Source organism: Campylobacter sp. JH23 (assembly GCF_017846595.1).
In the GTDB taxonomy this organism is placed as follows: domain Bacteria; phylum Campylobacterota; class Campylobacteria; order Campylobacterales; family Campylobacteraceae; genus Campylobacter_D; species Campylobacter_D coli.
Genome location: NZ_JAEQBP010000001.1, coordinates 70015 through 95373 on the forward strand (window position 1 = coordinate 70015; position 25359 = coordinate 95373).

Below are 25359 nucleotides of genomic sequence, written 5' to 3' on the forward strand. Positions count from 1 at the left end.
CAAAAAAATAAAGCCTTGTGATTATGATATTATTAGGCTTTATTTTATACTTTTAAACTTAAATTGTTTTTTGTTGATCTTTGTTTTATATTTATCCTTTTTAAATTTTCAAGTAATCTTTGCTAATGTTTAAAGAGTTTTAGTTTTTGCAAATTGCTATATATAAAAGTAAGGATTTTAAAGCAATAAAAGCAATAAAAGCTATAAAAGCTACTTAAAGATTATATTTATAATACAAGAAAAGATAAAATCATTTATTTAGACTTGCAAAGTGATGTAGAAAAGTATAAAAGAGAATGAAAATTTTTTAAATACAGCTTAATTTTTAATTGTTTATCGTTGATAATCTTTCATCTTTTTATAAGCATATAAAATATATGTAAATTCTTAGAAGAAATTTTTTGCACATATTTTTGAATTGATCAAAAGATATTAATTACCATTCTTACAAAGTTTTGATTTATTGGCTTTTATTTGTTAAGTGAGATAAATTGATATAAGAAGTAATGGTGCGCTCAAGAGGATTCGAACCTCTGACCTTTTGAACCGCAATCAAATGCTCTATCCAGCTGAGCTATGAGCGCATCTTTTTGTATTTTTAAAGATGTAATTGTATAAAAAATTTTCTTAAAATTAGGTTATTTGTTTAAGATTTTATCTTCAAATTCTAATTCTTTCTTTCTTTTTTTGCGATAAACGATTAAGCCACTTAATAAAATAAAACATATAAGAGCAAAAACATACCAAGTTGCATGTTTAACATTGCTTAAAAACAAATCATTAGTATTCATACCAAAAAAACCTACTATCAGATTAAGAGGTAAAAATATTGCAGATAATATGCTTAAAAAATATAAGCTTTGATTCATTTTTTCATTTTTAATTGCACTCATTAATAAATGAAGCTCGTTTAATCTAGTGATAATTTCTTTGTTGTTTTTTAATGTAACCCCGACAGCAAAGATAATAGGCTTTAAAGCTTTTTTATGCGGGCTTGTCCCTGCTAATAAATTCAATGCCTCATCAAGCAAGGAAAGGTTTTTTAAATTTTTATTGATTTTTTGTTTTAGGATAAAACTTTTTTTAAAGAAATTTTTGATCAAATTGCCTTTTAAAAGTATATTTTCTTTGCGTTCTAAAATGCGTTCAAAGTAAGCATTTTCATTTTTACAATCCTCTAAAATAGCCCGAATGGTGCTTAAAAAATCATTTAAAGAAAAAGGTTTAAATTGAGCATTTTCAAGTTTGAAAATTATATCATCCTCAAATCCAAAAACACTGAAATTCGCCTTTTTTGTTTTTGAGCTGTAAGAATTTAAAATCAAAATTTTTTGCCCTAAAAAATCCATATATAAAGTATTTAAATTTTTATTTGCAAGAAATTTGCTTAAATTCTCATCGCATACCATTGGTTAGCCTTTTGGCGTAAAATTTGTATTTGAATTTTTTAAATTCAGACTTTTTTATCGCCTCTCGTGCTTGCGCTACTAAGGTTAAATAATAATGTAAATTATGCAAACTAGCCAAGCGAAAAAAGGTTAATTCTTTAGCTTTAAAAAGATGGTTTAAATATCCGCGTGAGAAATTACGACAGGTATAGCATGAGCATTCATTATCAATGCTTTCATGATCGTTGATAAATTCAGCTCTTTTGATATTAAATTTGCCAAAATTGGTGAAAAAAGTTCCATTTCTAGCATTTCTAGTAGGCATAACACAATCAAACATATCCACCCCTCGCTCTATGTTTTCAACCAAATCCTCAGGAGTTCCAACCCCCATAAGGTAGCGGGGGCGATTTTCATCTAAAAAAGGGTTTAAATTTTCCACAGTTTCATACATAAGAGCATTTTCTTCACCTACGCTAAGTCCTCCTATAGCAAGTCCATCAAAATCCATTTCATTAAGGGCTAAAGCACAGCGTTTGCGTTCTTCATAATCGGTTCCCCCTTGTATGATTCCAAAAATATTTTGTTTTAGACCTAGTCCTTGAATTTGCATTTGTTTGTGATAATCAATCGCTTCTTTTGCCCATTTTATAGTTCTATCTACTGAAACTCTAATGCGTTCTTTTGTAGCAGGAAGGGCGATAAGATCATCTAGTATCATCATGATATCACTATTTAAATCATATTGAGTATCTAATACGCTTTTAGGAGTAAATAAATGCTTAGAACCATCTATATGGCTTTTAAATTCTATACCCTCTTGAAAATGTTTAGAATTAGCAGAAAGTGAAAAAGCTTGAAAGCCACCACTATCAGTAAGAAAACTTCTATCAAATTTTGTAAAGCCGTGCAAACCACCAAAATGTTTTACGATTTTAGAACCAGGCCTTAAATACATATGATAAGTGTTTGCTAGGATGATTTTTGCATTAAGTTGTTCTTTAAGATCAATTGCATCAAGGCTTTTTACAGCACCTACTGTGCCTACTGGCATAAAAATAGGGGTTTCAAAAGTGCTATGAGCTGTTGTTATCTCACATACTCTAGCTAGGTTGTCTTTATGCTTTAATTTAAATTCCATTTGTTATAATTTCCTTTTTGGAGTGCAAAATGAATCATATTTTAATAATAATTGATGGTATTTTAGCAAAGCATTTCTTAGAAAGGCTTTGTTTTGAAAAAGGCTTGGGATATTTTTTTACCATAGTTTGCCAAAATGAAGAAAATATAAATTTAGGTGCAAATAGCGAATATATTGAATTTCATCATTTTGATCCCACTAGCACAGCCCGCCTTGAAACTCTTATGAATAAATCTTTCAAACAAGCTTTTATCTATATGCAAGATGAATTTGAAACTAAAAAAACCTACGAAGCTTTGCGTTCTTTAGATGCAAATTTAGAGATTGAGATCATGGATTTTTGGGGTTTGAATATTAATGATGTTCATACAAATTTAGCCGATGCTAGAATGACTTTGAGCCGAAGATTTATGGATTTTTTGCCTGATATTGCTTTAACGGCTTATTGTGTTGGATTGGGTGTTGGGGAGGTTATGGAAGTTAAAATTCCTGCAGGGTCGATTTTTGCATACAGGCATATTAGCTCCATACAGCAAAAAAGATGGCGTATAGTACTCATTTATAGAAATTCTAAAATTTATTTTGTTAAGCCATCTTTTGTTTTACAGCCTAACGACAGCATTTTAATCGTAGGCGATCCCGCTGTTCTTCAAAGTATTTTTCACAATATCAGAGGTAAAGCAGGACAATTTCCACTTCCTTTTGGGAGCAATATCTTCACTCTTATTGATATGAAAAAAATGAGTGAAGATACACAAGAAAGATTACTAGATACCACTTTGCAATTGGTTAAAAAAAGCAATGCTAAGAAATTTTTTATAAGGGTGCTTAATCCTAAATTGGGTGCTTTATATGATAAAATGAAGCAACTTTCAGATGAGCAAGAAAGTATATTTTTTGATTTTTTTAATACAGATTTTGCAAATTTAAATTCTTTCTTGGAAAATAATGATATAGGTATTATTCTTACAGATTTTAAACATTTTGAGCAAGAGAAAAAAACTTTTTTTGAATTGAAAATTCCTATTTTGAAAATAGGTGAGGGTAAATTCGAAAATATTCAAAATGCTGTTATTTTAAGTACTAATGAAACCGAACTTGAAAATAATGCAAATGTGATCACAGATCTTAGTAAGCAACTTGATTTTGATATTACTTTGTATTATTATAATCCTAATTTGCAAAATACTACAGATATGGAGGAGTATTTTGGAAGTTTATCTAAGCTTTACGATAAGAATATCCAAATTATAAGCAAAAATGATGAAAATCCTATTTTATCTTTATCTTACCGTGCAGATTTGTTGCAATTTGTGAGTTTTGAAAAAGAGCTTTTGGAGGGAGAATTTAGCAAAAGTTTAAGCACTAATCTCAATAGACATTATTCTAAAATGAGGCAAAATTATCAACTTTTCATACCTGTAGAATGAGAATCATTTAAGGCTTATGATAAAGTATTATTTTTTTAGGAGCTTGTTTTTTAGTGTTTCAAAAAAGATTTTTATTTTAAATTTTCTTAGCTTTATGGCTTAGAACTAAGAAAATGATTAGCCCTAATTTGCTAGAATAGATTTAATTTCAAAATAAAAGTAGAACAATGCAAATAAATGTAGATTTAAAAGAAAACGCTTACAAGGTTTATATAGACGAGTTGGATAATTTAGAATTAGATACTAAGGTTTTTATACTTTCAAATCCTAAAATTTCAGGACTCCATTTAAAAACACTATTGTCTAAAATTAAGGCTAAAGAGCTTTTTATAGCGACGATAGAAGATGGTGAAGAATACAAAAATTTACTCACTTTGGAAAAAATTTTAAATCAAATGTTTAATTCCAAACTTAACCGAAAAAGTATATTGATAAGCTTTGGAGGTGGAGTAATTAGCGATATGGGTGGATTTGCGGCAAGTATTTATCAAAGGGGGATTGATTTTATCAATATCCCTACTACGCTTTTAGCTTGTGTGGATGCTGCAGTAGGTGGCAAAACAGGAGTTAATAATGCTTTTGGAAAAAATTTAATAGGCACTTTTTATCAGCCTAAAGCTGTGTATTGCGAAAGTGAATTTTTAAGAACCTTAGGTAGAAGAGAATTGGCCGCAGGGATGGCTGAATTTATCAAAATGGCAGCAATGTTTGATAGGGATTTGCTTGAATTTATAGAAGCGATTGATAAGGAAAGTTTTTTAAATGCGACTTGCGAAAACGAAATTTTTACTCAAATTATTTCTAAAAGCGTAGAGCTTAAGGCAAGAGTTGTGGAGTGTGATGAGAAGGAATCAGGCTTAAGAATGCTTTTAAATTATGGTCATACCTTTGCTCATGTGATAGAAAATTTTACAGATTATAAACAATATTTACATGGTGAAGCAGTGGCTATAGGGATGAATATGGCAAATCGCTTGGCTTTAAAATTAGGATTATTAAGTAAAGAAGAATGCGAGAGAATAGAAAAAATTTTACTTCAATTTAATTTGCCAACGCATTATAAAATCGAAAACATCAACGAGTTTTATGAGGCTTTTTTCATGGATAAAAAAAGTGCTAATCAAAAATTAAATTTCATTCTTGCAAATTCTTTGGGCAAGGGACTCATAAAAGGTGATATTGCCAAAGAAATGATATTGGAAACCTTGGAAGAATTTCAATGAGAAAAATCCTTCTTTTACTTTGCTTTAGTCTTTTTGCTTTTGGCGATATAAATCGCACTATTATTAATAATATCAATGAAAAAATAAGCAATTTAGACACTGTCATTGGAGCTAGTATTTGGGATGTACGCTATGAAAATTTTATCAAATATCAAGATATAAATGATGAACTTATTATCTTAAATTTAGAATTAAAAAAAATAGAAGATGTGCATTTACAAGATGAATTAAAACGAAAAATAGCAACTTTAGAAGAACAGCTTAATGTCCTTAAAGAGTATAAAGAATTAAACTTTGCCCATAGTCTTAGTGCACCTGAAGATATAGAAACTTTATCTAAGCTCACCAATCCTTTTGCGATTATTGGGGCTTTTTCTCATATTAAAAAATTAAGAGGAGAAAAAGAAGAATATGCCTTTAAATTTAATGATTTTAAGAATTTGGTAGAAAAAATCAGAGAAAAGAATTTAGAACTCAAAGAATTAGTCAATCTAGAATCAAATATCGAAAATATAGAAGCATTAAAAGCATCAGATAAAAAACTTGAAGAATTTGATCAAGCCTTAAAATTTGCTAGTGTTTCTTATTCTGTTTATGAAAAAAAGATTGATGATGAAATTGCAAGAGTAAGTGCTGAAATCAAAGCGCAGGGTTTAAGAGCGATTAATATAGTCATAGCTATTGTTATTGTTGTAGCTATTGCTTTTATGTTAAAACTTGTTGCTAAAAAATACATAAAGGATAATGAAAGATACTACACAGCAACAAAGATTATCAATTTTATTAACCTTAATATCATTTTTCTTATTTTGCTTTTTGCTTATATAGAAAATATAACCTATCTTGTTACTATACTTGGTTTTGCATCAGCAGGCTTAGCTATTGCTATGAAAGATATGTTTATGTCTATGCTTGGATGGTGTGTGATCGTTTTTGGTGGAAGCTTTAGAGTAGGGGATCGTGTAAAAGTTTTTCAAAATGATACTACTTATGTGGGGGATATTATAGATATTTCTTTTTTGCGTATCACTTTATATGAAGATATTACACTTGAAACTTATAGTAAAAATCGTAGAGCAGGGCGTATTGTTTTCATACCCAATAATTATGTTTTTACAAATCTTATTTCTAATTATACTCATCATGGAATGAAAACGATTTTAGATGGTATAGATATTAGCGTTACTTTTGATTCTAACATAGAAAAAGCTCAAGCTATAGTTGAAGAAGTTGTCAACCGCCTAGCAAAGGGCTATACAGAACTAGCCAAAAAAACAATGAAAAGACTGCAAAATGAATACAGCATAAGAAATCCCAAAGTAGAGCCTAGATTTTTTGTCTTTTTTGAACATTGGGGGATGAGAATATCTGCTTGGTATATGACAAATTCATACGCAGCATTGATACTTCGAAGCGCTATCAGTAAAGAGATTATTAAAGAATTTAACAAGCATGAGGATATTAAAATAGCTTATCCATCTCAAAATTTATATTTAGGAAATTTAAATCAAGCTCCTTTTGAGACTCATTATAATTCTATGCATTTTCATACAAAGGATAACAATTGAAAGAAAAAGTTTTTTTTAAAACCTTTGGATGTCGCACCAATATATACGATACAGAGCTTTTGAAAAGCTATGTAAAAGATTATGAAATCGTAAATGATGAAGAAAAAGCACAGATTATCGTAGTTAATTCTTGCACTGTTACCAATGGTGCAGACAGCGGAATAAAGTCTTATATTAATTCCATGCAAAAAAAGGGTGTTAGAGTTATACTTACGGGTTGCGGTGCAGTGAGTAAAGGCAAAGAACTTTTGGATAAAAAACAAGTTTTTGGGGTGCTTGGAGCATCAAATAAAGATAAAATCAATGAATTTTTGGGTTTAAAAACAAGTTTTTACGAGCTTGGAAATTTAAATTTTATTGATAAAGATATAGTTTGTGAGTACGAAAATCACACCAAAGCCTTTGTTAAAATTCAAGAAGGTTGCGATTTTGCTTGTTCTTATTGCATTATCCCTAGCGTGCGTGGGAAATCAAGAAGTGTTGATGAGCAGGCTTTGTTAAGGCAGGTTGAAATTTTAGGAGCAAATGGCTATAGCGAAGTGGTTTTAACAGGTACAAACATAGGTTCTTACGGACTTAAAAATGGAACAACACTAGGTAAGCTTTTGCAAAAAATGGGTCAAATTTCAGGTATAAAACGCATAAGACTTGGTAGTTTAGAGCCTGCTCAAATTGATGAAAGTTTTTTAGAAATTTTAGATGAAAGATGGATGGAGCGACATTTACATATCGCTTTGCAACATACAAGTGAAAAAATGCTTCGCATCATGAGAAGAAGATCGCATACAGATAATGACTTGAAGCTTTTTAATACCATAGCCAGTAAAGGATATGCTTTGGGGACTGATTTTATCGTAGGGCATCCAGGGGAAACCGAGGAGCTTTGGCATGAGGCTTTAAAGCATTTTCAAGAATTTCCACTTACTCATATCCATGCTTTTATTTTTAGCCCTAGAAACAACACGCATTCAGCCACCATGAAAGATACTATAAATGGTGCTGTGGCTAAAGAAAGATTAAATACTTTAAAAGTTATTATAGAAAATAATAACTATGAATTTAGAAAAAGAGTTAAAACTCCACTTGAAATTTTAGTTGAAAATCAAAAAGATGGTTTTTTTGAAGGTTATGATCAGTTTTTTAATAAAATAAAAATCAAAAGCAGTAAAGATATAGCAAAAGAATGGCTAAAATTAGAGCGATATGAAGTGCAAGAAAAGCATAATTTCGCAGACTTAGAGGGTAAAAAATGAAAAACAAAAAAATTATATTGATATCTTTTCTTATCTTGTGTTTGCTTTTTGGAATTTTGTATTTTAAAAATGAACCTAAATACATAGATGAAAATCTTTACCAAAGTTTATTAAGTCAAAATTTAATCGAAAAAGCAGTGATTGATAAGGATGAAATTTGGCTTAAAGCTAAGGGTGAGAGCTATGTGATCGTAAAAGATGGTGTAGATATTAAAACCCTTTTATCAAAAGTTCCTGTGGAAATCAAAAAAGACAGTACTTTGTGGGTATTTTTTGTTATATTTGTATTTCTTATCGCGCTTTTATTAAGTTTTGTTTATTTTGCACGAAAAAAAGAATTAGCTAAGTATCCTATATCTAGTAAAACTCAAACCCAAACTTCTACCACAAATTTAGAAAGTTCCAATATAAAACCTGTGATTTCTAATATCACCTTTAATGATGTAGCAGGCGTGAGTGAAGTAAAAATGGAGCTTAGTGAACTTGTGGATTTTTTGCAAAATCCTAAAAAATACAAAGAATTTGGTGTAAAAATGCCAAAGGGTGTTTTAATGGTAGGTCCTCCAGGGGTAGGGAAAACTTTGATTGCTAAGGCGGTTGCAGGCGAAGCAGGGGTACCTTTTTTTTATCAAAGCGGATCAAGTTTTGTTGAAATTTATGTAGGAATGGGAGCTAAAAGAGTAAGGGAGCTTTTTTCTAGAGCTAAAATGATGGCTCCAAGTATTATTTTTATTGATGAAATTGATGCGGTGGGTAAAGCAAGGGGTGAAATGTCTAATGTCGAAAGAGATAGCACCTTAAATCAACTCTTAACCCAAATGGATGGTTTTGAAGATAATAGTGGTGTTATCGTAATCGCCGCGACTAATAAAATCGAGCTAATGGATCCTGCTTTACTTCGTTCAGGGCGTTTTGATAGACGCATTTTCTTATCTTTGCCAGATTTTAAAGATAGGCTTAAAATTTTAGAAATTTACATGAAGGGTAAAAATAACAATATTGATTTAAATAAAATTGCAAAAGCAAGTGTAGGTTTTAGCGGTGCTGGACTTGAAACCTTAGTTAATGAAGCGGCTATCAATGCTTTAAGAAGAAATAGTTCTTTGGTGGAAGAAAGCGATTTTTATGCTGTACTAAATAAGGTGCTTTTAGGAAAGAAAAAAATTCTAAGTTTTAATGATGAAGAAAAGGGTATACAAGCGACTTATCAGGCCGCAAAAGCTTTGAGTGCGTATTATTTTGATATAGGATTTGAGAAAATTACTCTTATTGAAGATCGTTTTAAGGAATACGAGCATGCCATTCGCTCAAAATCAGAACTTATCAATCGCATTAAGGTTTATTTAGCAGGCTCTAGAGCTATGAGTTTGATTTATAATGAAAGCTATACAAACTCACAGAATGATTTTTTAAAAGTTAAAGAATTGCTTGATTATATGATAAGCTTTGGTATGCTTGAAGAACCAAATTTAAACGAAATTAAAAGGGAGCTAGATGAGTTTTTATTCCCTTTAAAAGAAAAAATTTCAACGCTTGCTAAAATTTTACTTGAAAAAGAAAAGATAGAGTATAACGATGTTAAAGAAGTAGTTCAGGTTTAAAGTATCTATATGGCTTTAGATTTTGTCATCTATCTTAGACTTTAATAAATTGTTTTAGTCGTCATATTCTGTATATAAAATCGTACCATTAAAATCAATATGTACTTCTATATTGTTAGTAAGCTTGATTTTGTAATAATTGATTTTTCTTTCGATTTCTCTAGCTTTTGTGTTGGGAAATTTGTTTTGAATGATATTTGTTAAATTTGGAGGTAAAAAATTTAAATCAAAAGGAAAGACCTTACTTTCTATCTCTTTCCATGAACCATCGCTTTCAAATTCTAATTCTGTCCCATCGCTCAAATAAACCTCATAAGCGTGCTTATCTCTTTGTACTATACCTATGGGAGCTTGAAAATTATTTTTTAAAAATTCTTTAGAAATACTTGGAAGCTCATCGGGAGATATTATAATATCAGCGTTTAAAAAAGTGGATAAGATAGCTATAATGCCGTAAAATTTTATTTTCAAAAGTTTTTCCTATTTATTATTTTGCACTAAATTTTAGTGAATTTATGTGAATTTTATGTGAATTTCAAGACAATAACATAAATATTTTAAAGGTTGTTTTTGGTTGTAATTTTACTGATTCTCTTAAATATCTTATTCTATTTTACAATTCCTTATGGGTATTATAATTTGCTTGGGTTAAATATTTTGTTTTTCAAAGGAGCTTATTGGCAAATTTTAAGTTCAATGTTTATGCATGGAAATTTAACTCATCTCATCCTTAATATGATAGTTTTATTTCAATTTGGTCGTATTTTAGAGTCTTATTTAGGTGCTTTGCGTTTCTTTTTATTGTATATAATTGGCGGATTGATGTGTTCGCTTTTGAGTGCTTTTTATGTATATTTTTCTTTTTATTATTTTGGTGGGATGATAAATCTTGTAGGAGCAAGTGGAGCAATTTGTGTTTTGATGGGGTATTATGCTTTTCTTGATAAAAGTAGTACAAAGGGTCTTATAGTCGCTATTTTACTAATGAGTTTTGCTCCATTGCTTATGGGTGTAAATGTCGCATGGTATGGGCATATTTTTGGTTTTATTTGTGGATATTTTTTAGGGAAGTTAAGGAGAAAAATTTGAAAAAAATATATATATTAAGACATGCAAAGGCTGTTAAGGATGAGGAAGTGCAAGATTTTGATAGGAAGTTAAATAAAAGAGGTAAAGAAGACTTAGAAAAGCTTTTTTATAATTTAAAAACCCATGAGATAAAATTTGATTTTATACTTTCAAGTCCATCTAAACGCACTGCTAAGACAGCTAAAAAAATAGCCGAATTTTATAATTTTGACAAGGAAAAAATTCAATTTATAGATGAGCTTTATCTTGCTAATTTGTCTAAAATATATCAAATTTTACAAACTATCGATAAAAAATATAATGAAGTTTTATTAGTAGGGCATAATCCTACTTTAATGGAACTTGGAGAATTTTTAGGCTCTTTATGTTTGACTTCTTTTCCTACTTCATCTATGCTTTGCTTAGAATTTGACATAGAAGACTTTAAGGATTTAAAAGCGCATAGCGGAAAAGTGATATTTTTTGAACATGTGAGAAAATTAAAAGAGGAAAAGGAGTTGGATTAATTACTTCCAACCCTCGATATAGTTTTTGAGTTTTCTACCCACTTTTGGATGTTTGAGTTTTTTAATTGCAGAGCTTTCTATTTGTCTTACTCTTTCGCGTGTAACATTTAATTCTTTACCTATTTCTTCTAAAGTTCTATCGCTTTCATCGTCCATTAGACCAAAACGCATACGAATAACTGCTTTTTCTCTATCGTTTAGTTGATCAAGAACTTCATCAATTTGCTCTTTTAAATCATCTTTTAAAATGTGATCCATAGGCGAGAGTGAATTTCTATCTTCTACAAAATCCCCAAATTTGCCATCATCTTCACTGCCAATAGGCGCCTCAAGTGAAATAGGCTCTTTTGTGATTTTAATCACTTGCTTAACCTTATCCACACTAAGTCCTACTTCTTTGGCTATAACACTTACATCAGGCTCTTTTCCGTCTTTTTGCAAATGCTCGCGTATAATTTTATTGATTTGATTGATGGTTTCTATCATATGAATAGGTATTCTTATAGTTCTAGCTTGGTCTGCGATCGCTCTTGAAATAGCTTGTCTTATCCACCAAGTTGCATAGGTTGAAAATTTATATCCTCTTTTGTACTCAAATTTATCCACTGCTTTCATAAGACCTATATTGCCTTCTTGGATAAGATCTAAAAAAGGTAAACCACGGTTTGTATAACGCTTAGCAATACTTACAACAAGACGCAAATTTGATTTAGCCATTCTAGTTTTAGCTTCATCAGAAATTTTTTTACCTCGTTTGATTTGCTCTAAAATTTCTTTCAAGCGCTCTTTTTCTAAGTCAAAGCTTTTCTCGCTCGCTTCTTTAGTTTGAAAAAGTTTTTTTATCTCCATGTAAGTGCTTACCATAGTCGTTTCAAGCGCTCTTTCGGTAATTTCTTCCTTGCTTAATTTTGTAATATCTTTTAAGATATTAGCATGACGATTTTTTAATTCTTCAGAAAACATTGGCAAACGGTATTCTAGGCGTTTTAATTCTTTATCGAATTCTTCATCGCTTTTTAAGGCAGTTTCCATTGATTTTACAATTTCACTGATGAGTTTAGAAGTTGGACCTAGATCCATCAGCTTTTCTTTTAGAATATTTTTCTTAAAAGCAATTCCAAGTTTGTCTAAAATTTCATCTCCACTTTCTTTATCTTTAGAAACTTTTAGCCAATCTTTTTTTGCCTTCTCTAAAGCTTTAAATTTTTCTATGACTTTTAAAGTTCTTTCATCTTCTTTTTTGCTTGTTTTTTTAGGAGTTTCTTCTTCATTTTCTAATTCTTCATCGTTTTCTTCATCCTCGTCCTCTAGTTCATCAAGCTTATCATCATTTTTTTCTTCATCATCAAAGCTTTTGAAAAGTTCTTTTACTCTTCTTTCTCTATTGATCAGTGGTTCACGATAATCTAAAATAAAGTCAATCAAATAAGGCACGGAACAAAAAGCATCTATGATAATATCTTCACCAAGTTCAATTTTTTTGGAAATTTCGATTTCTTCATCTTTATTTAAAAGTGCAATTTGCCCCATTTCTCTTAGATACATACGCACAGGAGAATCCGATCTGCTCCATTCTAGCAAATCATTTTCATTGGCTAAATCAAATTCATTCTCAAGACTAGTATCTTGCAATTTTTGTTTTTCTTCTTGCAATCTTTTTGCATCTTCTATATTTTTCATTTGTGCAATTTCAGCAGCCGAAAATAACTGTACTTTATACTTTTTCATTAAAGTTTGGACTTTTTTGGCAGTGGCTGAATTAGGTTGCTTGCTGAAGTATTTTACTAATTTTTCGTAAGTGATATAATCTTTTTCGTTTTCTTTAAAGAGCTCTTCAAGTTCCATATCTTGGGTTTTGGCATTCATTGAACTTCCTTAACTTTTATATAAGCCTTGGATTTTATCTAAATTTTGCTTAATATTTGTATAAAATTTAGTTCTTATTGTTTAAATATTTTTTCAAATTTTTCCAAAGCCCTGTTAAAATTATAATTTTTTCTTTTTAAGATATAAAAATTACGCCAAAGATTAATATTTTTTAATTTTACCTCATATAAAATTGAATTTTTTAATTCTTTTTCTATACTTTTTTTAGAAAAAATAGAAATAGCATTTTTTTGGATAACGAGTTCTTTAATAGCAGACATTCTATCGAGCTCTAAAAAGAATTTAAGTTTTTTGGAAACATCGCCTATTTCGTTTAGAAATTTATCTCTAAGCCCTGAGCCTGTTTCACGCAAAATCCATTTTTGTTTAAGTAATTCATCGATATAAAATTCTTTTTGGCTTAAATTTTTATTACTACTAGCAACTACAAGTTCATCTTTTTGCCAAAATTCCATTTTTAACCCTTCGTGATCGATTAAAGTAGGATTAAGTTCTGCTTCAACAATGGCAAATTCTATATCTCCATTTTTTAATAAATTTAAACATTCTTTTGAATTTTGAGTTTGAAAATGTATTTTAACATTGCTAAATTTAGATTTAAAATCAAATAAAATAGGAGCAAGAAAGTGTTCAGCTATGCTTTGAGTAGCAGCGATCTTGATTTCTCCTAAGAGGGTATTTTCATCATTAAGTTCTTCTAAGCTTTTGTAATAATCTTGCACAAGTTTTAGCCAAATTTTACCCAAATATAAAGCTTTTGGAGTAGGTAAAAGCTTTTTTCCTAGTCTTTCAAACAATGCTCCGCCTAAGTCCTGCTCTAAATTTTTAATAATGATGGAAACATTAGGTTGTGTGATGGAAAAATTATTGGCGGTATTTGTAGGACTTTGAGTATTTAAAAGATCTAAAAAAATTTCCATATCTTTGATTTTCATTGAAGTTCTTTCTATCTTTTTTGATTAAAAAAATTTATTATAAAAATTAAAATAATATATTTTTATTATAATATAAAAATGACTATAATGGCAAGAAAATATTTAATTGTAATTTTATAATTGCAAATTAAAGGAGAAAACATATGATAAAAAAAATAGAGCATTATAAAAATATACTGATTTCAAATTTTAAAGGTTTGATTTTTACAGCCTCTATAGTGTTTTTTGCAATGTATCTTTCAAGTGTTCAAAGTATTAAAGATACAACCCATTTAGCAGCAGCTGCTTTTGCTATTATTATAGGAGCATTGCTTTCACCTTGGTTTTTTAAATACCAACATCATTTACAAGCAGGAGTGCACTTTAGTGCTAAAAAACTTTTAAGATTGGGTATTATCTTATATGGTTTTAATATTACTCTAACCGAACTTTTAAGTGTGGGATTAAAAGGCTTTATACTTTCTATGATAGTTATATTTTTTATTTTTATTTTAGCTTTGATTGTGGGTGTAAAGGTTTTTAAACTAGATAAAGAAACTTCCATGCTAGTAGGTGCTGGAAGTGCTATTTGTGGAGCAGCAGCTGTTTTAGCCTTAGAATCAAGCTTAAAAAGTGATCCCTTTAAAGGAATTCTAGCCGTTGGTACAGTGGTGATTTTTGGGCTTGTTTTTATGTTTTTATATCCCATAGTTTTTTCTTTAGATCTTTTTCCTTATTTTAATCAACATGCTATGGGTATATTTATGGGTGCAACTTTACATGAGGTAGCCAATGTTGTAGGAGCTGCTGAAATGGCGAAAGATATGGCAAATTTTGATCAAAGTGCTTCAAATATTGCCATTATTATAAAGATGATGAGAGTGATTTTGCTTGTGCCATTTTTATTGATTATAACTTATTTTTTTGCTAAAAATCAGCATTCAAGTAAGGAAAAAACAGAAAAAAATATAAGTATTCCTTATTTTGCATTTATTTTTTTAGGAGTGATTGTTATAAATACTTATTTGGCAAGTAGGGAAAATTTTCTTGGAATTTCTACAAGTGATATTATATCTTTTGGAAAATTACTTTGTACTCTTTGTATTGTTTTTGCTATGGCTGCTTTAGGACTTCAAATCGACTTTAAAAAATTCTTAAAAAGTGGCTCAAGAGTTTTTGGTTTAGCTTTTGTTTTGGGATTGGTTTTGGTTTTTGGAGGATATTTTCTGACCCTATTTTTTCGAGGTATACTTTGGTAATAAAAATTACTATTTAGAAAAAATTATTTTTTTATAAAAATATGCTATAATTCTCACGCAAATCAAAATTTTATTAAAAAAGGATAAAAAAATGAAAAAAATGTTTTATGGCATCGCAGTCTCTTTGATACTTGCAACAAGTTTGAGTGCTGTTTCTTTCAATCAAGATAGCTTGAAAGTTAGTTTTGAAGGATATAAGACCGAAGATATGGTAGGAGTGGGTGGAGAATTTAAAAATGTTAAATATAAATTTTCTAAAAATACTAGTACTTTGGCAAGCTATTTAAAAGGTGCTAGAGCAGTGGTAAATCCAAGCAGCGTTTTTATGGGTGAGGGCAATGAAATCATTACAGATAATCTTGCTAAAGTATTTTTCCCTAGTTTGCTTGGAAATTCAGATATTAAAGTGGTTTTTAAAGATGTAGTTACAGGTGAGAATAAAGGCGTGATCTCAGCTAGAGTAACTATAGATAAAAAGAGCACGCTTGTGCCTTTAAGCTATACTATAGAAAACAATAAATTTGTAGCCAAAGGACAGCTTGATTTACATGCTTTTAAAAATAGCTCTCAAGCTCTAAAAGCTTTGAGTGATGTTGCACCAGGACATGGCGGAATTTCATGGCCTTTAGTAGATATCGTTTTTAGCGCTGATGTAGTACAATAATTACAAAGTGGTATTCATACCACTTTGAGTATTTTTTAAAACGCAATACCTTCTTAAGCCATTTTCAAAAATATCATAATCTTTCAACCCTTCTACTTCATCAAAAATTTCACTTCCTTTCCAAAGTATAAAAATTGTTTTTTGATCACTTATATTTAAACAAAGTTTTATTAAGGGTTTTACATCCATAAGAGCTCTTGAAGTGATAATATCGGCTTTAAATGAGCTTTTATAATTTTCAACTTTTTCTTTGTATACGGTTAAATTTGTTAAGTTACATTCTATTTTGATACTTCTTAAAAATGCAGCTTTTTTTGGATTGGGTTCAAAAAGATGAAAATTGCTTGGTAAAATAAAGGCTAAAAAAATAGCAGGAAAGCCAGCACCGCTACCGATATCGACTATATTTTTTGCCTTTGAAAAATCAAAATATTTAAGAATTTCAATGCTATCTAAAATATTTTCATCTATATTTTTTAATTGAGTGAGATTATGAATGCGGTTAAATTTATTTAGAATTTCTTTATAGATTTTAAGCTTAGCCCTAAAATCTTCTTCATTAAAATCAGATAAAATTAAATTTAAAAAATCCAAATTCAAAGTAAATGCCCCATTTGATTTTGTTTTACCTCTAAATAATTTGCATTGAAGCGGTTAGGATTTATAAGTATAGGAACGCGCGCCATGATTTTATCTTGTATAGAGTGAATTTTTTGTGGATTGTTAGTAAGTAAATTAACCTTAGAAATTTTATAATGTTTTAGTATAAATTCTACTATTTCATAAGTTCTCTCATCAGCCTTAAAGCCTAGTTGGTGATTAGCTTTTATGGTATCAAAACCCTTATCTTGCAAAGCATAAGCATTGACTTTATTAAAAAGTCCAATTCCACGTCCTTCTTGCCTTAGGTAAATCACCATTCCACCATGTTTTTCTATATATTTTAATGAAAATTCAAGTTGTTCTCCGCAATCGCATTTTAAGCTTCCTAAGGCATCCCCTGTTAAACATTCTGAATGAATTCTTAAATTTAGGATATCTTGTGGAGTGTTTTTAAATATACATAAATGTTCTTTTTCTCCTTCTTTGAAGCTTTGAATTTGAAAACTACCCCATTTGCTAGGTAGATTTGCAATTTCTGAAATTTTTATATCCATTTGCTACTCTTTATAATCAAAATTATGATAACATTGTAGCAAAAAAAGGACAAAAAATGTTTAAAAGATTCCGCAGACTTAGACTTAATGAGAGTTTAAGGGCTATGGTAAGAGAACACACTCTTAGTATTAATGATTTTATTTATCCTCTTTTTGTTGTAAATGGTAAAGGAATTAAAAAAGAAATTTCATCTATGCCTGATGTATTTCAAATGAGTTTAGATGAAATTTTAAAAGAATGTAAAATCATAAGCGAGCTGGGTATAAAAGCGATTATTCTTTTTGGTGTTCTTGAAAATGATAAAAAAGATAGCTGCGGAAGTGATGCGATGGACGATGAGGGACTTATTGCAAGAAGTATAAGAGAGATAAAAAAAGAATTTCCAAATCTTTTTGTTATCAGCGATCTTTGCTTTTGTGAATATACTGATCATGGGCATTGTGGGATAATTGATCCTAAAACCAAAAGTGTAGATAATGACGCAACTTTAGAAATTTCAGCCAAGCAAGCCTTAGTCCATGCAAGAGCGGGGGTTGATATGATAGCACCTAGCGGGATGATGGATGGTATTATAGAAACTTTACGCAAAGCCTTAGATGAGGAAGGTTTTGAAAATTTGCCTATAATGGCATATTCTACTAAATTTGCTTCAAGTTATTATGGGCCGTTTCGTGATGTAGCGGATTCAACGCCAAGTTATGGAGATAGAAAAAGCTATCAAATGGATTTTGCAAATGGAAAAGAAGCCTTAGAAGAAAGCTTGGAAGATGAAGCACAAGGAGCGGATATTTTAATGGTAAAACCCGCTTTAGCTTATCTTGATGTAGTGAAAGAAATTTCACTTCATTCTAATTTGCCTTTGTGTGTTTATAATGTAAGTGGTGAGTATGCCATGCTAAAAGCAGCGGGTCGTGCAGGAGTGATTAATTATGAAAAAGTTTTATATGAGACAATGATAGCTTTTAAAAGAGCGGGTGCAAAGCTAATTATCACTTATCACGCTAAAGAATTAGCTAAAATGTTAAAAGGAGAAAAATGAGACATTTTTTAACACTAAGAGACTTTTCTAAATATGAAATTTTAAGTCTTGTAGAGCATGCAAGCGAGCTTAAAAAAAATCCCAAAAAGCTTTTGCAAGATAAAACTTTAGCAATGATTTTTGAAAAAAACTCCACAAGAACTAGAATGGCTTTTGAGCTTGCTATCACAGAGCTTGGTGGAAAGGCTTTATTTTTAAGCAGTAATGATTTGCAATTAAGCCGAGGTGAGTCTATAAAAGACACAGCTAGAGTTATTGGGGCGATGGTTGATTTTGTAATGATGAGGGTAAACAAGCATGAAAGTTTAGTAGAATTTGCAAAATATTCTAAAGCACCAGTTATCAATGCTCTAAGCGAGCTTTATCATCCAACGCAAGTTTTAGGGGATTTACTCACTATAAAAGAATGTGGCAAAATGAAAGATGATATAGCTAAGGTAGCCTTTGTGGGCGATAGCAATAATATGTGTAATTCTTGGCTTATTGCAGCTGCGATTTTGGGATTTGATTTTAGTGTTGCATTGCCAAAAAATTATGAAATCAATAGTGAAATTTTAGAATTTGCCAAAGAAAAAGCAAAAATTTCGGGAGCAAAAATCTTTTTGACTCATGATAAATTTGAGGCCATAAAAGGTAAAGATGTAGTCATTACCGATACTTGGGTTTCTATGGGTGAAGAGAGTGAAAAAGAAAAGAAAATTAAAGATTTTGACGGCTTTATTATTGATGAAGAGGCTATGAATGCGGCAAATCAAGATGCGATTTTATTGCACTGCTTACCTGCTTATAGGGGTTATGAAGTAAGCGAAGAGAGCTTTGAAAAGCATTCAAAAGTGATTTTTGAAGAAGCAAAAAATCGCCTTTATGTGGTAAAAGCCTTGCTTTGCTTTTTAAATAATAAGATTTTATATAATTTCATAAGTTGGAGAAGATAGGATAAGGAGTTTTTAGTGAAAGAACTTGAAAAATATAGCAATTGCTTAAAACGCATTGATGAATTTAGCCAAAATTTAGGCATGAAAAAAGAGGATAGAGCTATATTTGAAATGAAGCAAAGTGAGAATGAAAACGAAAAATGCTTGATACTTAAAAATGGTAGTTTTGATTCTCCTGAACCTTGGTTTATAATGGATGAAAATGATCAAATTCATACACTTATTTCTTTAAATAGTCTTAAAAATATTTTAGAAAATTTAAAACAAACTCAAAAAGAGAATTTTGAACTTCGCCTTGAAAAAGCGATTTATCAGCAAATTCCTATTGATTTTAGTGATGTGTGGATAGTGGCAATGGATGAGATAAAACGCAAGGCGCAAGAGGGTGTTATGGAGATCAGTATTGATCTTGAAAAATTGCTTGCAGATATTAAAAAAGAACATCCAAATTTATTTGTAGATATGCAAGCTATGGTAGAAAGGGTAAAAAATAATGAGAGATTATAAGGCTTTTGTGAAATATTCTAAGGCAGGACCGCGTTATACTTCTTATCCTACTGCAGTGGAATTTAACACAAATTTCAAATATGAAGAATATATAGAAATTTTAAAAAAGCAAAACAAAGCTTTATCGCTTTATTTTCATTTGCCTTTTTGCAGAAGTGCTTGTTATTTCTGTGGCTGTAATGTTATTTATACCGCCAAAGAAGAAAGTAAGGAGAGATATTTAAAATATCTTTTTCAAGAACTTGATATTTTAAGCACTATTATAGATACTAAAAGAGAAGTGGTGCAAATGCACTTTGGTGGTGGGACGCCTACTTTTTTTAGTGCTAAACAGCTAGAAAGTTTAATTTTAAAAATTAAATCTGTTTTTGGAAATTTTACCAAAGATGCTGAAATTAGCTGTGAAATTGATCCGCGTTTTTTAAATGAAGAGCAAGCTGATGTTTTAACCAAAAATGGTTTTAATCGCATCAGTTTTGGCGTGCAAGATTTTGATGAAAGAGTGCAAAAAGAAATTCATAGAATTCAACCCTTTGAGCTAACGCAAAATGCTTTAAAATTGGTAAGAGATAGGGGGATAAAATCTGTCAATATGGATTTGATTTATGGTTTGCCTTTTCAAAGTTTGCAAAGCTTTGCTAAAACCTTGGAAAAAGCTATGCTTTTAAATCCGGATCGTTTGGCTATTTTTAATTACGCTCATGTACCTTGGCTTAAGAAAAATATGAGAAAATTTGATGAAAATACTTTGCCAAGCCCTGATGTTAAGCTTGAAATTTTGGAATTTTGTGAGAAATTTTTGACTCAAAATGGTTATAAAATGATAGGTATGGATCATTTTGCCAAAGAAGAAGACGAGCTTTTTAAAGCTTTGGAAAATGGGACTTTACATAGGAATTTCCAAGGCTATACTACTAAGGACGGCGCAGATTTGATCGGTATAGGACTTACTAGTATAGGAGAAGGACAAAGTCATTATGCACAAAATTTTAAAGATATGCCAAGCTATGAAGCTGCGATTAGCGAGGGAAGATTGCCTTTTGAAAGAGGGATTAAGCTAAGCTATGATGATGAGCTTAGAAAAGCTGTGATTATGGATTTGATGGCAAATTTTAGACTAGATATTAAAGCTATAGAGAAAGAATTTAAAATCAATTTTAAAGAGTATTTTAAAGAAGATTTAAAAGCTTTGGAGGAATATAAAGAATTTATTGATTTGAGTGAAAATTTTATTTTAGTAAATGAAACAGGCGTTTTGTTGATACGAAATATAGCTATGTGTTTTGATGCTTATATGAAAAATATAAGTGAAGATAAAAAAGTCTTTTCTAAAACGGTTTGATGGGATGGTGATGAATTTTAGTCAAATAAGTGATGCTTGCGTTAAATGTGGAAAATGTATTCCGGTTTGTACTATTCATGAAGTAAATCGCGATGAAACTACAAGCCCTAGGGGTTTTTTAGATCTTTTAGCAGCTTATAAGGAAGAAAAATTAGAGCTAGATAAAGAGGCTAAAAAGATTTTTGAATCCTGTTTTTTGTGTACAAATTGCGTCGAGGTTTGTCCGAGTAAATTAAGAGTAGATAATGCCATCGAAGAAGTGCGCTATGATATAGCTAAAAAATTTGGTATAGCATGGTATAAAAAAATTATCTTTTTTTTCTTAAGAAGGCGTAAAATTTTAGATTTGGTCGCGAAATTAGGCTATGTGTTTCAAAGCTGTGCTTTTAAAATTCAAAGTCAGGATCAAAATGTAGGTATGAAGGCTAAATTTTCCATGCCTTTTGTTAAAAAAGGAAGATTGCTTACGAGTTTTAATAAAAAAAGTTTTTTAAATTCAAACCCTGATTTTATCGACAATGGAGGAGAAAAAACTGTAGGTTTTTTTGTGGGTTGTTTGGCAAATTATTTTTACATAGACACAGCTAATGCTGTACTTAAAATCGCCAAAGAAGTAAAAATCAATGTGGATTTAATGAAAGAGCAAGTTTGTTGTGGTGCACCGCAATTTTTTACAGGTGATTTTAAAAGTGTTGAAATTTTGGCTAAGAAAAATATAGAATATTTTGAAAAAAAATTAGAAAAGCTTGATGCTATTATCATTCCTGAGGCAACTTGCTCGGCAATGTTGAAAATAGATTTAGAACATTTTTTTAATATGCAAAATGAGCCAGAGTGGGCCAAAAGAGCTCAAAAGATTTCCTCTCGCATCTATATGGCTAGTGAGTATTTTTATAAATTTACAAATTTAAAAGAGCTTTTAGAAAGTAAGAAAAAGCTTAATTATAGCATTACTTATCATGATCCTTGTCATGCGAGAAAGATGCAAGGGGTTTTTAAAGAGCCTAGAGAGCTTTTAAAAGCAAATTATCATTTCGTTGAAATGAGTAATCCTAATGCATGCTGTGGTTTTGGTGGGGTAAGTATGCAAACGGATTATTATGATAGGGCTTTGAGCGTAGGACTTAAAAAAGCAAGTATGATTGATGAAAGCAAAGCTTGTGTAGTTAGTGCCGAATGTTCGGCATGTAGAATGCAAATTTCAAATGCTTTGGAGCAAAATTCTAGTAAAGCAATTTTTGCAAGTCCTTTGGAACTTATAGCGAAAGCCTTATAGATGAAAATAACTTTTCAAGGTAAAAGTGATGAATATGAGATAGAAAAATCATATTTTTACAATAGGGCATTTATAGTTAAGGATAAAATTCCCAATAGAGATAAGATCGACTTTATAACTGATAGTGTAAGGCTTTTGGAATTTAGTGATCATAGCTTTGAATTTGATGAAATTTTAAAATGCTTGTATGATGAAAATGAAGAAAATACCATCATAGTAGAGGAAATTTTTATAACAAGTCAAATAAAACAAGATGAAGAGCCACGCAATCCACCTTTAGAAATAAAGATTGATGAAGCTCCTAAAAATAATACAAGATTTACTCCTTTTAATACTTTTTCAAGAATCTTTAACAAGGATTGCTTTATTTTTACATCCGATAATTGTGAGCAAAAAGAAAGTGTGAAGGTAGAAAAAAATCAAAAATTGAATATTTTTGAATCATTGAAAATTGAAGATTTAGATGCTAGTTTTGTAAAGATTGAAATTTTAGATTATGATGCTAGTAATGACAGTGTGAATTTTGACCTTGATGCCTTTCCTAGCGGAGCAAGTTATAAGTATGGAATTTCTCAAAACACCATGTATATAATTTTACAAGGAAAAATGCCAAGCCTTTTACTTCTTGATTTTTTAAAAAGTTTTGTTTATAAAAACAAAAAAGAGCTAGCTTGTGAGAAAACATTTGTTTTAATGTTAAATCACAAGTTAGTTTATGAGCTTAAGGCTTTTTTTACTTGAAATTATTTGTTGATACTTTCAATATCAGAGCGATTTTTTTCAATCAAAGAGCGATTGTTTTGAGTAGTGTTTTTAAGTTCATTCACTTCTTCTTTTATATTTTGTATGCTTTGATTTAAAAGCTCAAGTTTTTTCTCATAGCGCATGATGAGCATAAATACAATAAATAAAAATATAATAATTAAAAATACAAAAAAATACTGCACTTGTTCTCCTTTATTCTCACCTATAATACTATAAATAATTTTCTTAAAAAGAGATGATTTTAGGTATTAATTTTTAATTTCATAAAATTAAACAAAATAAAACAAATATTTTTTAAAATTATATCTATATTGAAACAATATTTTTAAAATTGATTATTAAATAAGAGGGTATGGCGAGAGATAAATTGTGTTTGGAAATTAATCTAAAATTTCAAGCACAATTTCTTCTTTTAAACCCTTGTTTTGAATTTCTTTAAGACTTAAATTAGATGGAAGATGATTTAAAATCTCAGCATTGTTTTTAGCTTTAATCCTTGCGCAAAGAGCAAGTAAAATCCCCCTATAAGCTTTAGCAAAATGGCTAACTACCTTACCCTTTTTTATAAATTTATAAGTACTAAATTTACGCTTTGGGGTGTAAAATTTATCATAAAAACCCGCTCTTAAATCAAGCAGTTCTTCATTTTTTAAATATTCATCTAAAGCTTTACTAAAATGTTCTTTGTAAAATTTTTCTAAAGCAAAATTATTTATTTTCGCGCCTTGTTTGAATTTATAAAAAGGCAAATGATCGCTTGCTTTAACTACCCCGAAAAGATTTGAAAAAATAAGAGTGTTTTCAAGGATGTATTTTTGACTTTCTTTATCTAAAATATCAAAATTTAAATACTCATAACTCACCCCGCTATAAAGCGTTATAGCTTGTTGGGTAGGAGAATTTTTTAAATCTCTTTGAAAATTAGAAATTTCATTTTCATTTTTTATACCAAAAAGTTCTTGCAAGGCTTTCAAATCAGCGTTATTGATATATTCTTCATATTTTTTTACAGCTTGCATTCTAAAATCAAATAAATTTTCAAATATAAAAGAGCTTTTATCTATAGGTTTTTCTTTGCAAGTATCGTTTTTGCTTTCGCTAGGAGAGAATAAAATTTTCAATTTTGTCCTTTTTAAATCTTTAAAATTAAAGACTAAAAAGTATCGAAAAATATATAAAACTAGGCTTAAAAAAGGTAAAAGAGTATATGGAGATTTCTCTCCATATTACTTAAAAGCCTGTTGCACCTCCAAGCATTATAGGTATCATCATAAAGCCAAAAAGTATTCTAAGTGTTTCTGTAAAGTCTTGATTGTTAACAGTTAGCTTTTCTACTGCGTTAATACCTTCTTTAGGATAATCACTTAATGCAATAGGTTTAAATTTAGCTTCTAAATCAAGTTTATAGACTTCATCTTTTGTGATTTCATTTAGAGCCAACAAAGCTTTATCTATAAGCAAGGTTTGTTCTTCATTTTGACTTTGAATTTTAAGAGCTTCTAGGCCACCTTTAGCGATTGTTATATAATTTTCAAAAACACCCTGGGTATCTAAAGAAGAGTTAATTTTAAAATTATTTAAGATAACGCTTTCTTGTATAGGTTGAGCAAATCCTTGCTGATCTAGAAGTTCTTCTACGGCTTTTTCATCTATTGCATAGGTTTGTGTATTGTATTTAATTCCTGCTTTTTCGAAGAAATCAAGCAAGCTTTGTTTGTAGTCAAAATTTAAATTCATATCGAAATTTAAGTCTTGATTGTTTATTTTCATGTTGAAATTGTTATTATAATCGCTATTTTTTACAAAAAGTGAATTTTCAAATGAAAGTGTAAAGACACCTGAACTAAGTTTAGCGAGATAATCTTGAATCTTTGGATCGCTTTGAGATAAGCTTGCATTGATATCGCTGATTACTTTTTCTCCAAGTTTAAATCCTTCTAGGGTAAAACTTGTTTTTAAATTTTTATTTTTACTCAATAGATTATCGTAATAATCTTTTAAAGAGATTAAGCCTTGCTCCTCTCCTGTGTAAATTTCATTAGAATAAATTTCTAAATTTTTTGCTTCGATGAGTTTTTGCTCTGTTTGGGTATTGTCTTTTGCAAAAACATTAAAATTAGGGCTTGAACATCTAAGAAACATTCCATCGCCTTTACAAGAAAAATTAGAAATTTCTATTCTTACACCCATATCTTGTTGAAAATCCTTAAGGGTTTCATTTATTTGAGTGTTAAGACGCTCCTCATATTTTGCAACTGTTGTTTTATCAAGCGAGTTGCTGCACGCTGAAAAGAAAAATATAGTACCTAGGGTTAGAGCAATACTTTTTTTCATAAAATCTTCTCCTTAATATAGTTTTATAAATTATAACAATCTTATACTTAAATTTTTATGCTTTGATATTGATATTACTT

25 protein-coding genes and 1 tRNA gene are annotated in these 25359 nt (G+C 29.9%); 15 read left to right on the forward strand and 11 right to left on the reverse strand.

The features are described 5' to 3' along the window. Positions 1-507: 507 nt before the first annotated feature. The 3 genes from KAR88_RS00335 to tgt all read right to left on the reverse strand — a co-directional run bounded on the left by KAR88_RS00335 (position 508) and on the right by tgt (position 2529). Positions 508-584 (reverse strand) — tRNA-Arg (locus tag KAR88_RS00335). A 54-nt stretch (positions 585-638) separates the two neighbouring features. After that, on the reverse strand, positions 639-1409 hold the full coding sequence (locus KAR88_RS00340; RefSeq protein WP_057037227.1) for a CorA family divalent cation transporter: 771 nt from the start codon (positions 1407-1409) through the stop codon (positions 639-641). Then, the gene (gene tgt, locus KAR88_RS00345; protein ID WP_192801220.1) at positions 1396-2529 is read right to left on the reverse strand and encodes a tRNA guanosine(34) transglycosylase Tgt; all 1134 of its coding nucleotides are present in this window, start codon (positions 2527-2529) and stop codon (positions 1396-1398) included. Before tgt ends, KAR88_RS00340 begins: the two co-directional genes overlap by 14 nt. A 29-nt stretch (positions 2530-2558) precedes the next feature. On the opposite strand from tgt, the gene KAR88_RS00350 reads away from it, so the two are divergent. From KAR88_RS00350 to KAR88_RS00370, 5 genes are all read left to right on the forward strand, one after another. Continuing rightward, complete coding sequence (locus tag KAR88_RS00350) at positions 2559-3959, forward strand: TrkA C-terminal domain-containing protein (protein ID WP_002779007.1); 1401 nt, start codon at positions 2559-2561, stop codon at positions 3957-3959. A 167-nt stretch (positions 3960-4126) separates the two neighbouring features. After that, complete coding sequence (gene aroB, locus KAR88_RS00355; RefSeq protein ID WP_002779005.1) at positions 4127-5182, forward strand: 3-dehydroquinate synthase; 1056 nt, start codon at positions 4127-4129, stop codon at positions 5180-5182. Further along, positions 5179-6750 (forward strand): mechanosensitive ion channel domain-containing protein, encoded by a 1572-nt coding sequence (locus KAR88_RS00360; RefSeq protein ID WP_002779003.1) that lies wholly within the window; start codon positions 5179-5181, stop codon positions 6748-6750. The genes aroB and KAR88_RS00360 overlap by 4 nt, the downstream gene beginning before the upstream one ends. Continuing rightward, positions 6747-8003: a tRNA (N(6)-L-threonylcarbamoyladenosine(37)-C(2))-methylthiotransferase MtaB gene (gene mtaB, locus KAR88_RS00365; protein WP_002779001.1), complete on the forward strand. Its 1257-nt coding sequence runs from the start codon at positions 6747-6749 to the stop codon at positions 8001-8003. The genes KAR88_RS00360 and mtaB overlap by 4 nt, the downstream gene beginning before the upstream one ends. Continuing rightward, complete coding sequence (locus KAR88_RS00370) at positions 8000-9604, forward strand: ATP-dependent metallopeptidase FtsH/Yme1/Tma family protein (protein WP_002778998.1); 1605 nt, start codon at positions 8000-8002, stop codon at positions 9602-9604. Before mtaB ends, KAR88_RS00370 begins: the two co-directional genes overlap by 4 nt. Positions 9605-9658: 54 nt before the next feature. On the opposite strand, the gene KAR88_RS00375 is transcribed toward KAR88_RS00370, so the two are convergent. Then, the gene (locus KAR88_RS00375; protein ID WP_002778997.1) at positions 9659-10075 is read right to left on the reverse strand and encodes a PepSY-like domain-containing protein; all 417 of its coding nucleotides are present in this window, start codon (positions 10073-10075) and stop codon (positions 9659-9661) included. A 99-nt stretch (positions 10076-10174) separates the two neighbouring features. Between KAR88_RS00375 and KAR88_RS00380 the strand changes: the two genes are divergently transcribed. Together KAR88_RS00380 and KAR88_RS00385 are read left to right on the forward strand one after the other, a co-directional pair. Next, entirely contained in the window at positions 10175-10693 is a 519-nt protein-coding gene (locus KAR88_RS00380; protein WP_002778996.1) for a rhomboid family intramembrane serine protease, read from the forward strand. Further along, positions 10690-11199 carry a histidine phosphatase family protein gene (locus KAR88_RS00385; RefSeq protein WP_002781790.1) on the forward strand — a complete coding sequence of 170 codons (510 nt, stop codon included), beginning with the start codon at positions 10690-10692 and terminating at the stop codon, positions 11197-11199. Before KAR88_RS00380 ends, KAR88_RS00385 begins: the two co-directional genes overlap by 4 nt. Here the strand turns inward: KAR88_RS00385 and rpoD are convergent, their stop codons facing one another. After that, positions 11200-13065 (reverse strand): RNA polymerase sigma factor RpoD, encoded by a 1866-nt coding sequence (rpoD, locus tag KAR88_RS00390; RefSeq protein ID WP_002778994.1) that lies wholly within the window; start codon positions 13063-13065, stop codon positions 11200-11202. Between the two features lie 74 nt (positions 13066-13139). Then, positions 13140-14021, reverse strand: coding sequence for a LysR substrate-binding domain-containing protein (locus KAR88_RS00395; RefSeq protein ID WP_002778993.1), 882 nt, complete (start codon positions 14019-14021; stop codon positions 13140-13142). Between the two features lie 143 nt (positions 14022-14164). On the opposite strand from KAR88_RS00395, the gene KAR88_RS00400 reads away from it, so the two are divergent. Then, positions 14165-15259, forward strand: a complete 1095-nt coding sequence (locus tag KAR88_RS00400; RefSeq protein WP_002781930.1) for a YeiH family protein — start codon at positions 14165-14167, stop codon at positions 15257-15259. 91 nt (positions 15260-15350) lie between these two features. Next, entirely contained in the window at positions 15351-15923 is a 573-nt protein-coding gene (locus KAR88_RS00405; protein ID WP_002830012.1) for a hypothetical protein, read from the forward strand. Here the strand turns inward: KAR88_RS00405 and rsmG are convergent, their stop codons facing one another. After that, positions 15924-16523, reverse strand: coding sequence for a 16S rRNA (guanine(527)-N(7))-methyltransferase RsmG (rsmG, locus tag KAR88_RS00410; protein ID WP_002781929.1), 600 nt, complete (start codon positions 16521-16523; stop codon positions 15924-15926). After that, positions 16520-17080 (reverse strand): GTP cyclohydrolase II, encoded by a 561-nt coding sequence (gene ribA, locus KAR88_RS00415; RefSeq protein ID WP_002778984.1) that lies wholly within the window; start codon positions 17078-17080, stop codon positions 16520-16522. Before ribA ends, rsmG begins: the two co-directional genes overlap by 4 nt. Before the next feature lie 56 nt (positions 17081-17136). Between ribA and hemB the strand changes: the two genes are divergently transcribed. Genes hemB through KAR88_RS00445 form a run of 6 tightly spaced genes read left to right on the forward strand, consistent with a single transcriptional unit; the run spans position 17137 to position 22921 of the window. Then, positions 17137-18120, forward strand: a complete 984-nt coding sequence (gene hemB, locus KAR88_RS00420; RefSeq protein WP_002778983.1) for a porphobilinogen synthase — start codon at positions 17137-17139, stop codon at positions 18118-18120. Beyond that, positions 18117-19055: an ornithine carbamoyltransferase gene (gene argF / locus KAR88_RS00425; protein WP_002830010.1), complete on the forward strand. Its 939-nt coding sequence runs from the start codon at positions 18117-18119 to the stop codon at positions 19053-19055. Before hemB ends, argF begins: the two co-directional genes overlap by 4 nt. 15 nt (positions 19056-19070) lie before the next feature. Continuing rightward, positions 19071-19562: a DUF2603 domain-containing protein gene (locus KAR88_RS00430; protein ID WP_002778979.1), complete on the forward strand. Its 492-nt coding sequence runs from the start codon at positions 19071-19073 to the stop codon at positions 19560-19562. Then, entirely contained in the window at positions 19549-20904 is a 1356-nt protein-coding gene (gene hemN / locus KAR88_RS00435; RefSeq protein ID WP_002778977.1) for an oxygen-independent coproporphyrinogen III oxidase, read from the forward strand. Before KAR88_RS00430 ends, hemN begins: the two co-directional genes overlap by 14 nt. A gap of 10 nt (positions 20905-20914) precedes the next feature. After that, positions 20915-22180, forward strand: coding sequence for a (Fe-S)-binding protein (locus tag KAR88_RS00440; RefSeq protein WP_002778975.1), 1266 nt, complete (start codon positions 20915-20917; stop codon positions 22178-22180). Next, entirely contained in the window at positions 22181-22921 is a 741-nt protein-coding gene (locus KAR88_RS00445) for a DUF5416 family protein (protein WP_002778973.1), read from the forward strand. Between the two features lie 2 nt (positions 22922-22923). Here the strand turns inward: KAR88_RS00445 and KAR88_RS00450 are convergent, their stop codons facing one another. The 3 genes from KAR88_RS00450 to KAR88_RS00460 all read right to left on the reverse strand — a co-directional run bounded on the left by KAR88_RS00450 (position 22924) and on the right by KAR88_RS00460 (position 25279). Continuing rightward, positions 22924-23127: a hypothetical protein gene (locus KAR88_RS00450; protein WP_002778970.1), complete on the reverse strand. Its 204-nt coding sequence runs from the start codon at positions 23125-23127 to the stop codon at positions 22924-22926. Positions 23128-23325: 198 nt separating this feature from the next. Then, positions 23326-24066 (reverse strand): peroxide stress protein YaaA, encoded by a 741-nt coding sequence (gene yaaA, locus KAR88_RS00455; protein WP_002778968.1) that lies wholly within the window; start codon positions 24064-24066, stop codon positions 23326-23328. 109 nt (positions 24067-24175) lie between these two features. Further along, on the reverse strand, positions 24176-25279 hold the full coding sequence (locus KAR88_RS00460; protein ID WP_002778967.1) for a JlpA family lipoprotein adhesin: 1104 nt from the start codon (positions 25277-25279) through the stop codon (positions 24176-24178). Between the last annotated feature and the right edge of the window lie 80 nt (positions 25280-25359).

Bases quoted from the DNA above. Each gene is read 5' to 3' on its own strand.
- KAR88_RS00370 (WP_002778998.1), top strand. From the start codon at position 8,000: ATGAAAAACAAAAAAATTATATTGATATCTTTTCTTATCTTGTGTTTG.
- KAR88_RS00405 (WP_002830012.1), top strand. From the start codon at position 15,351: ATGAAAAAAATGTTTTATGGCATCGCAGTCTCTTTGATACTTGCAACA.
- argF (WP_002830010.1), top strand. From the start codon at position 18,117: ATGAGACATTTTTTAACACTAAGAGACTTTTCTAAATATGAAATTTTA.
- KAR88_RS00440 (WP_002778975.1), top strand. From the start codon at position 20,915: ATGAATTTTAGTCAAATAAGTGATGCTTGCGTTAAATGTGGAAAATGT.
- aroB (WP_002779005.1), top strand. From the start codon at position 4,127: ATGCAAATAAATGTAGATTTAAAAGAAAACGCTTACAAGGTTTATATA.
- KAR88_RS00460 (WP_002778967.1), bottom strand. From the start codon at position 25,279: ATGAAAAAAAGTATTGCTCTAACCCTAGGTACTATATTTTTCTTTTCA.
- KAR88_RS00445 (WP_002778973.1), top strand. From the start codon at position 22,181: ATGAAAATAACTTTTCAAGGTAAAAGTGATGAATATGAGATAGAAAAA.
- rpoD (WP_002778994.1), bottom strand. From the start codon at position 13,065: ATGAATGCCAAAACCCAAGATATGGAACTTGAAGAGCTCTTTAAAGAA.
- tgt (WP_192801220.1), bottom strand. From the start codon at position 2,529: ATGGAATTTAAATTAAAGCATAAAGACAACCTAGCTAGAGTATGTGAG.
- KAR88_RS00350 (WP_002779007.1), top strand. From the start codon at position 2,559: ATGAATCATATTTTAATAATAATTGATGGTATTTTAGCAAAGCATTTC.
- KAR88_RS00360 (WP_002779003.1), top strand. From the start codon at position 5,179: ATGAGAAAAATCCTTCTTTTACTTTGCTTTAGTCTTTTTGCTTTTGGC.
- KAR88_RS00395 (WP_002778993.1), bottom strand. From the start codon at position 14,021: ATGAAAATCAAAGATATGGAAATTTTTTTAGATCTTTTAAATACTCAA.
- KAR88_RS00400 (WP_002781930.1), top strand. From the start codon at position 14,165: ATGATAAAAAAAATAGAGCATTATAAAAATATACTGATTTCAAATTTT.
- KAR88_RS00340 (WP_057037227.1), bottom strand. From the start codon at position 1,409: ATGGTATGCGATGAGAATTTAAGCAAATTTCTTGCAAATAAAAATTTA.
- hemB (WP_002778983.1), top strand. From the start codon at position 17,137: ATGTTTAAAAGATTCCGCAGACTTAGACTTAATGAGAGTTTAAGGGCT.
- hemN (WP_002778977.1), top strand. From the start codon at position 19,549: ATGAGAGATTATAAGGCTTTTGTGAAATATTCTAAGGCAGGACCGCGT.
- ribA (WP_002778984.1), bottom strand. From the start codon at position 17,080: ATGGATATAAAAATTTCAGAAATTGCAAATCTACCTAGCAAATGGGGT.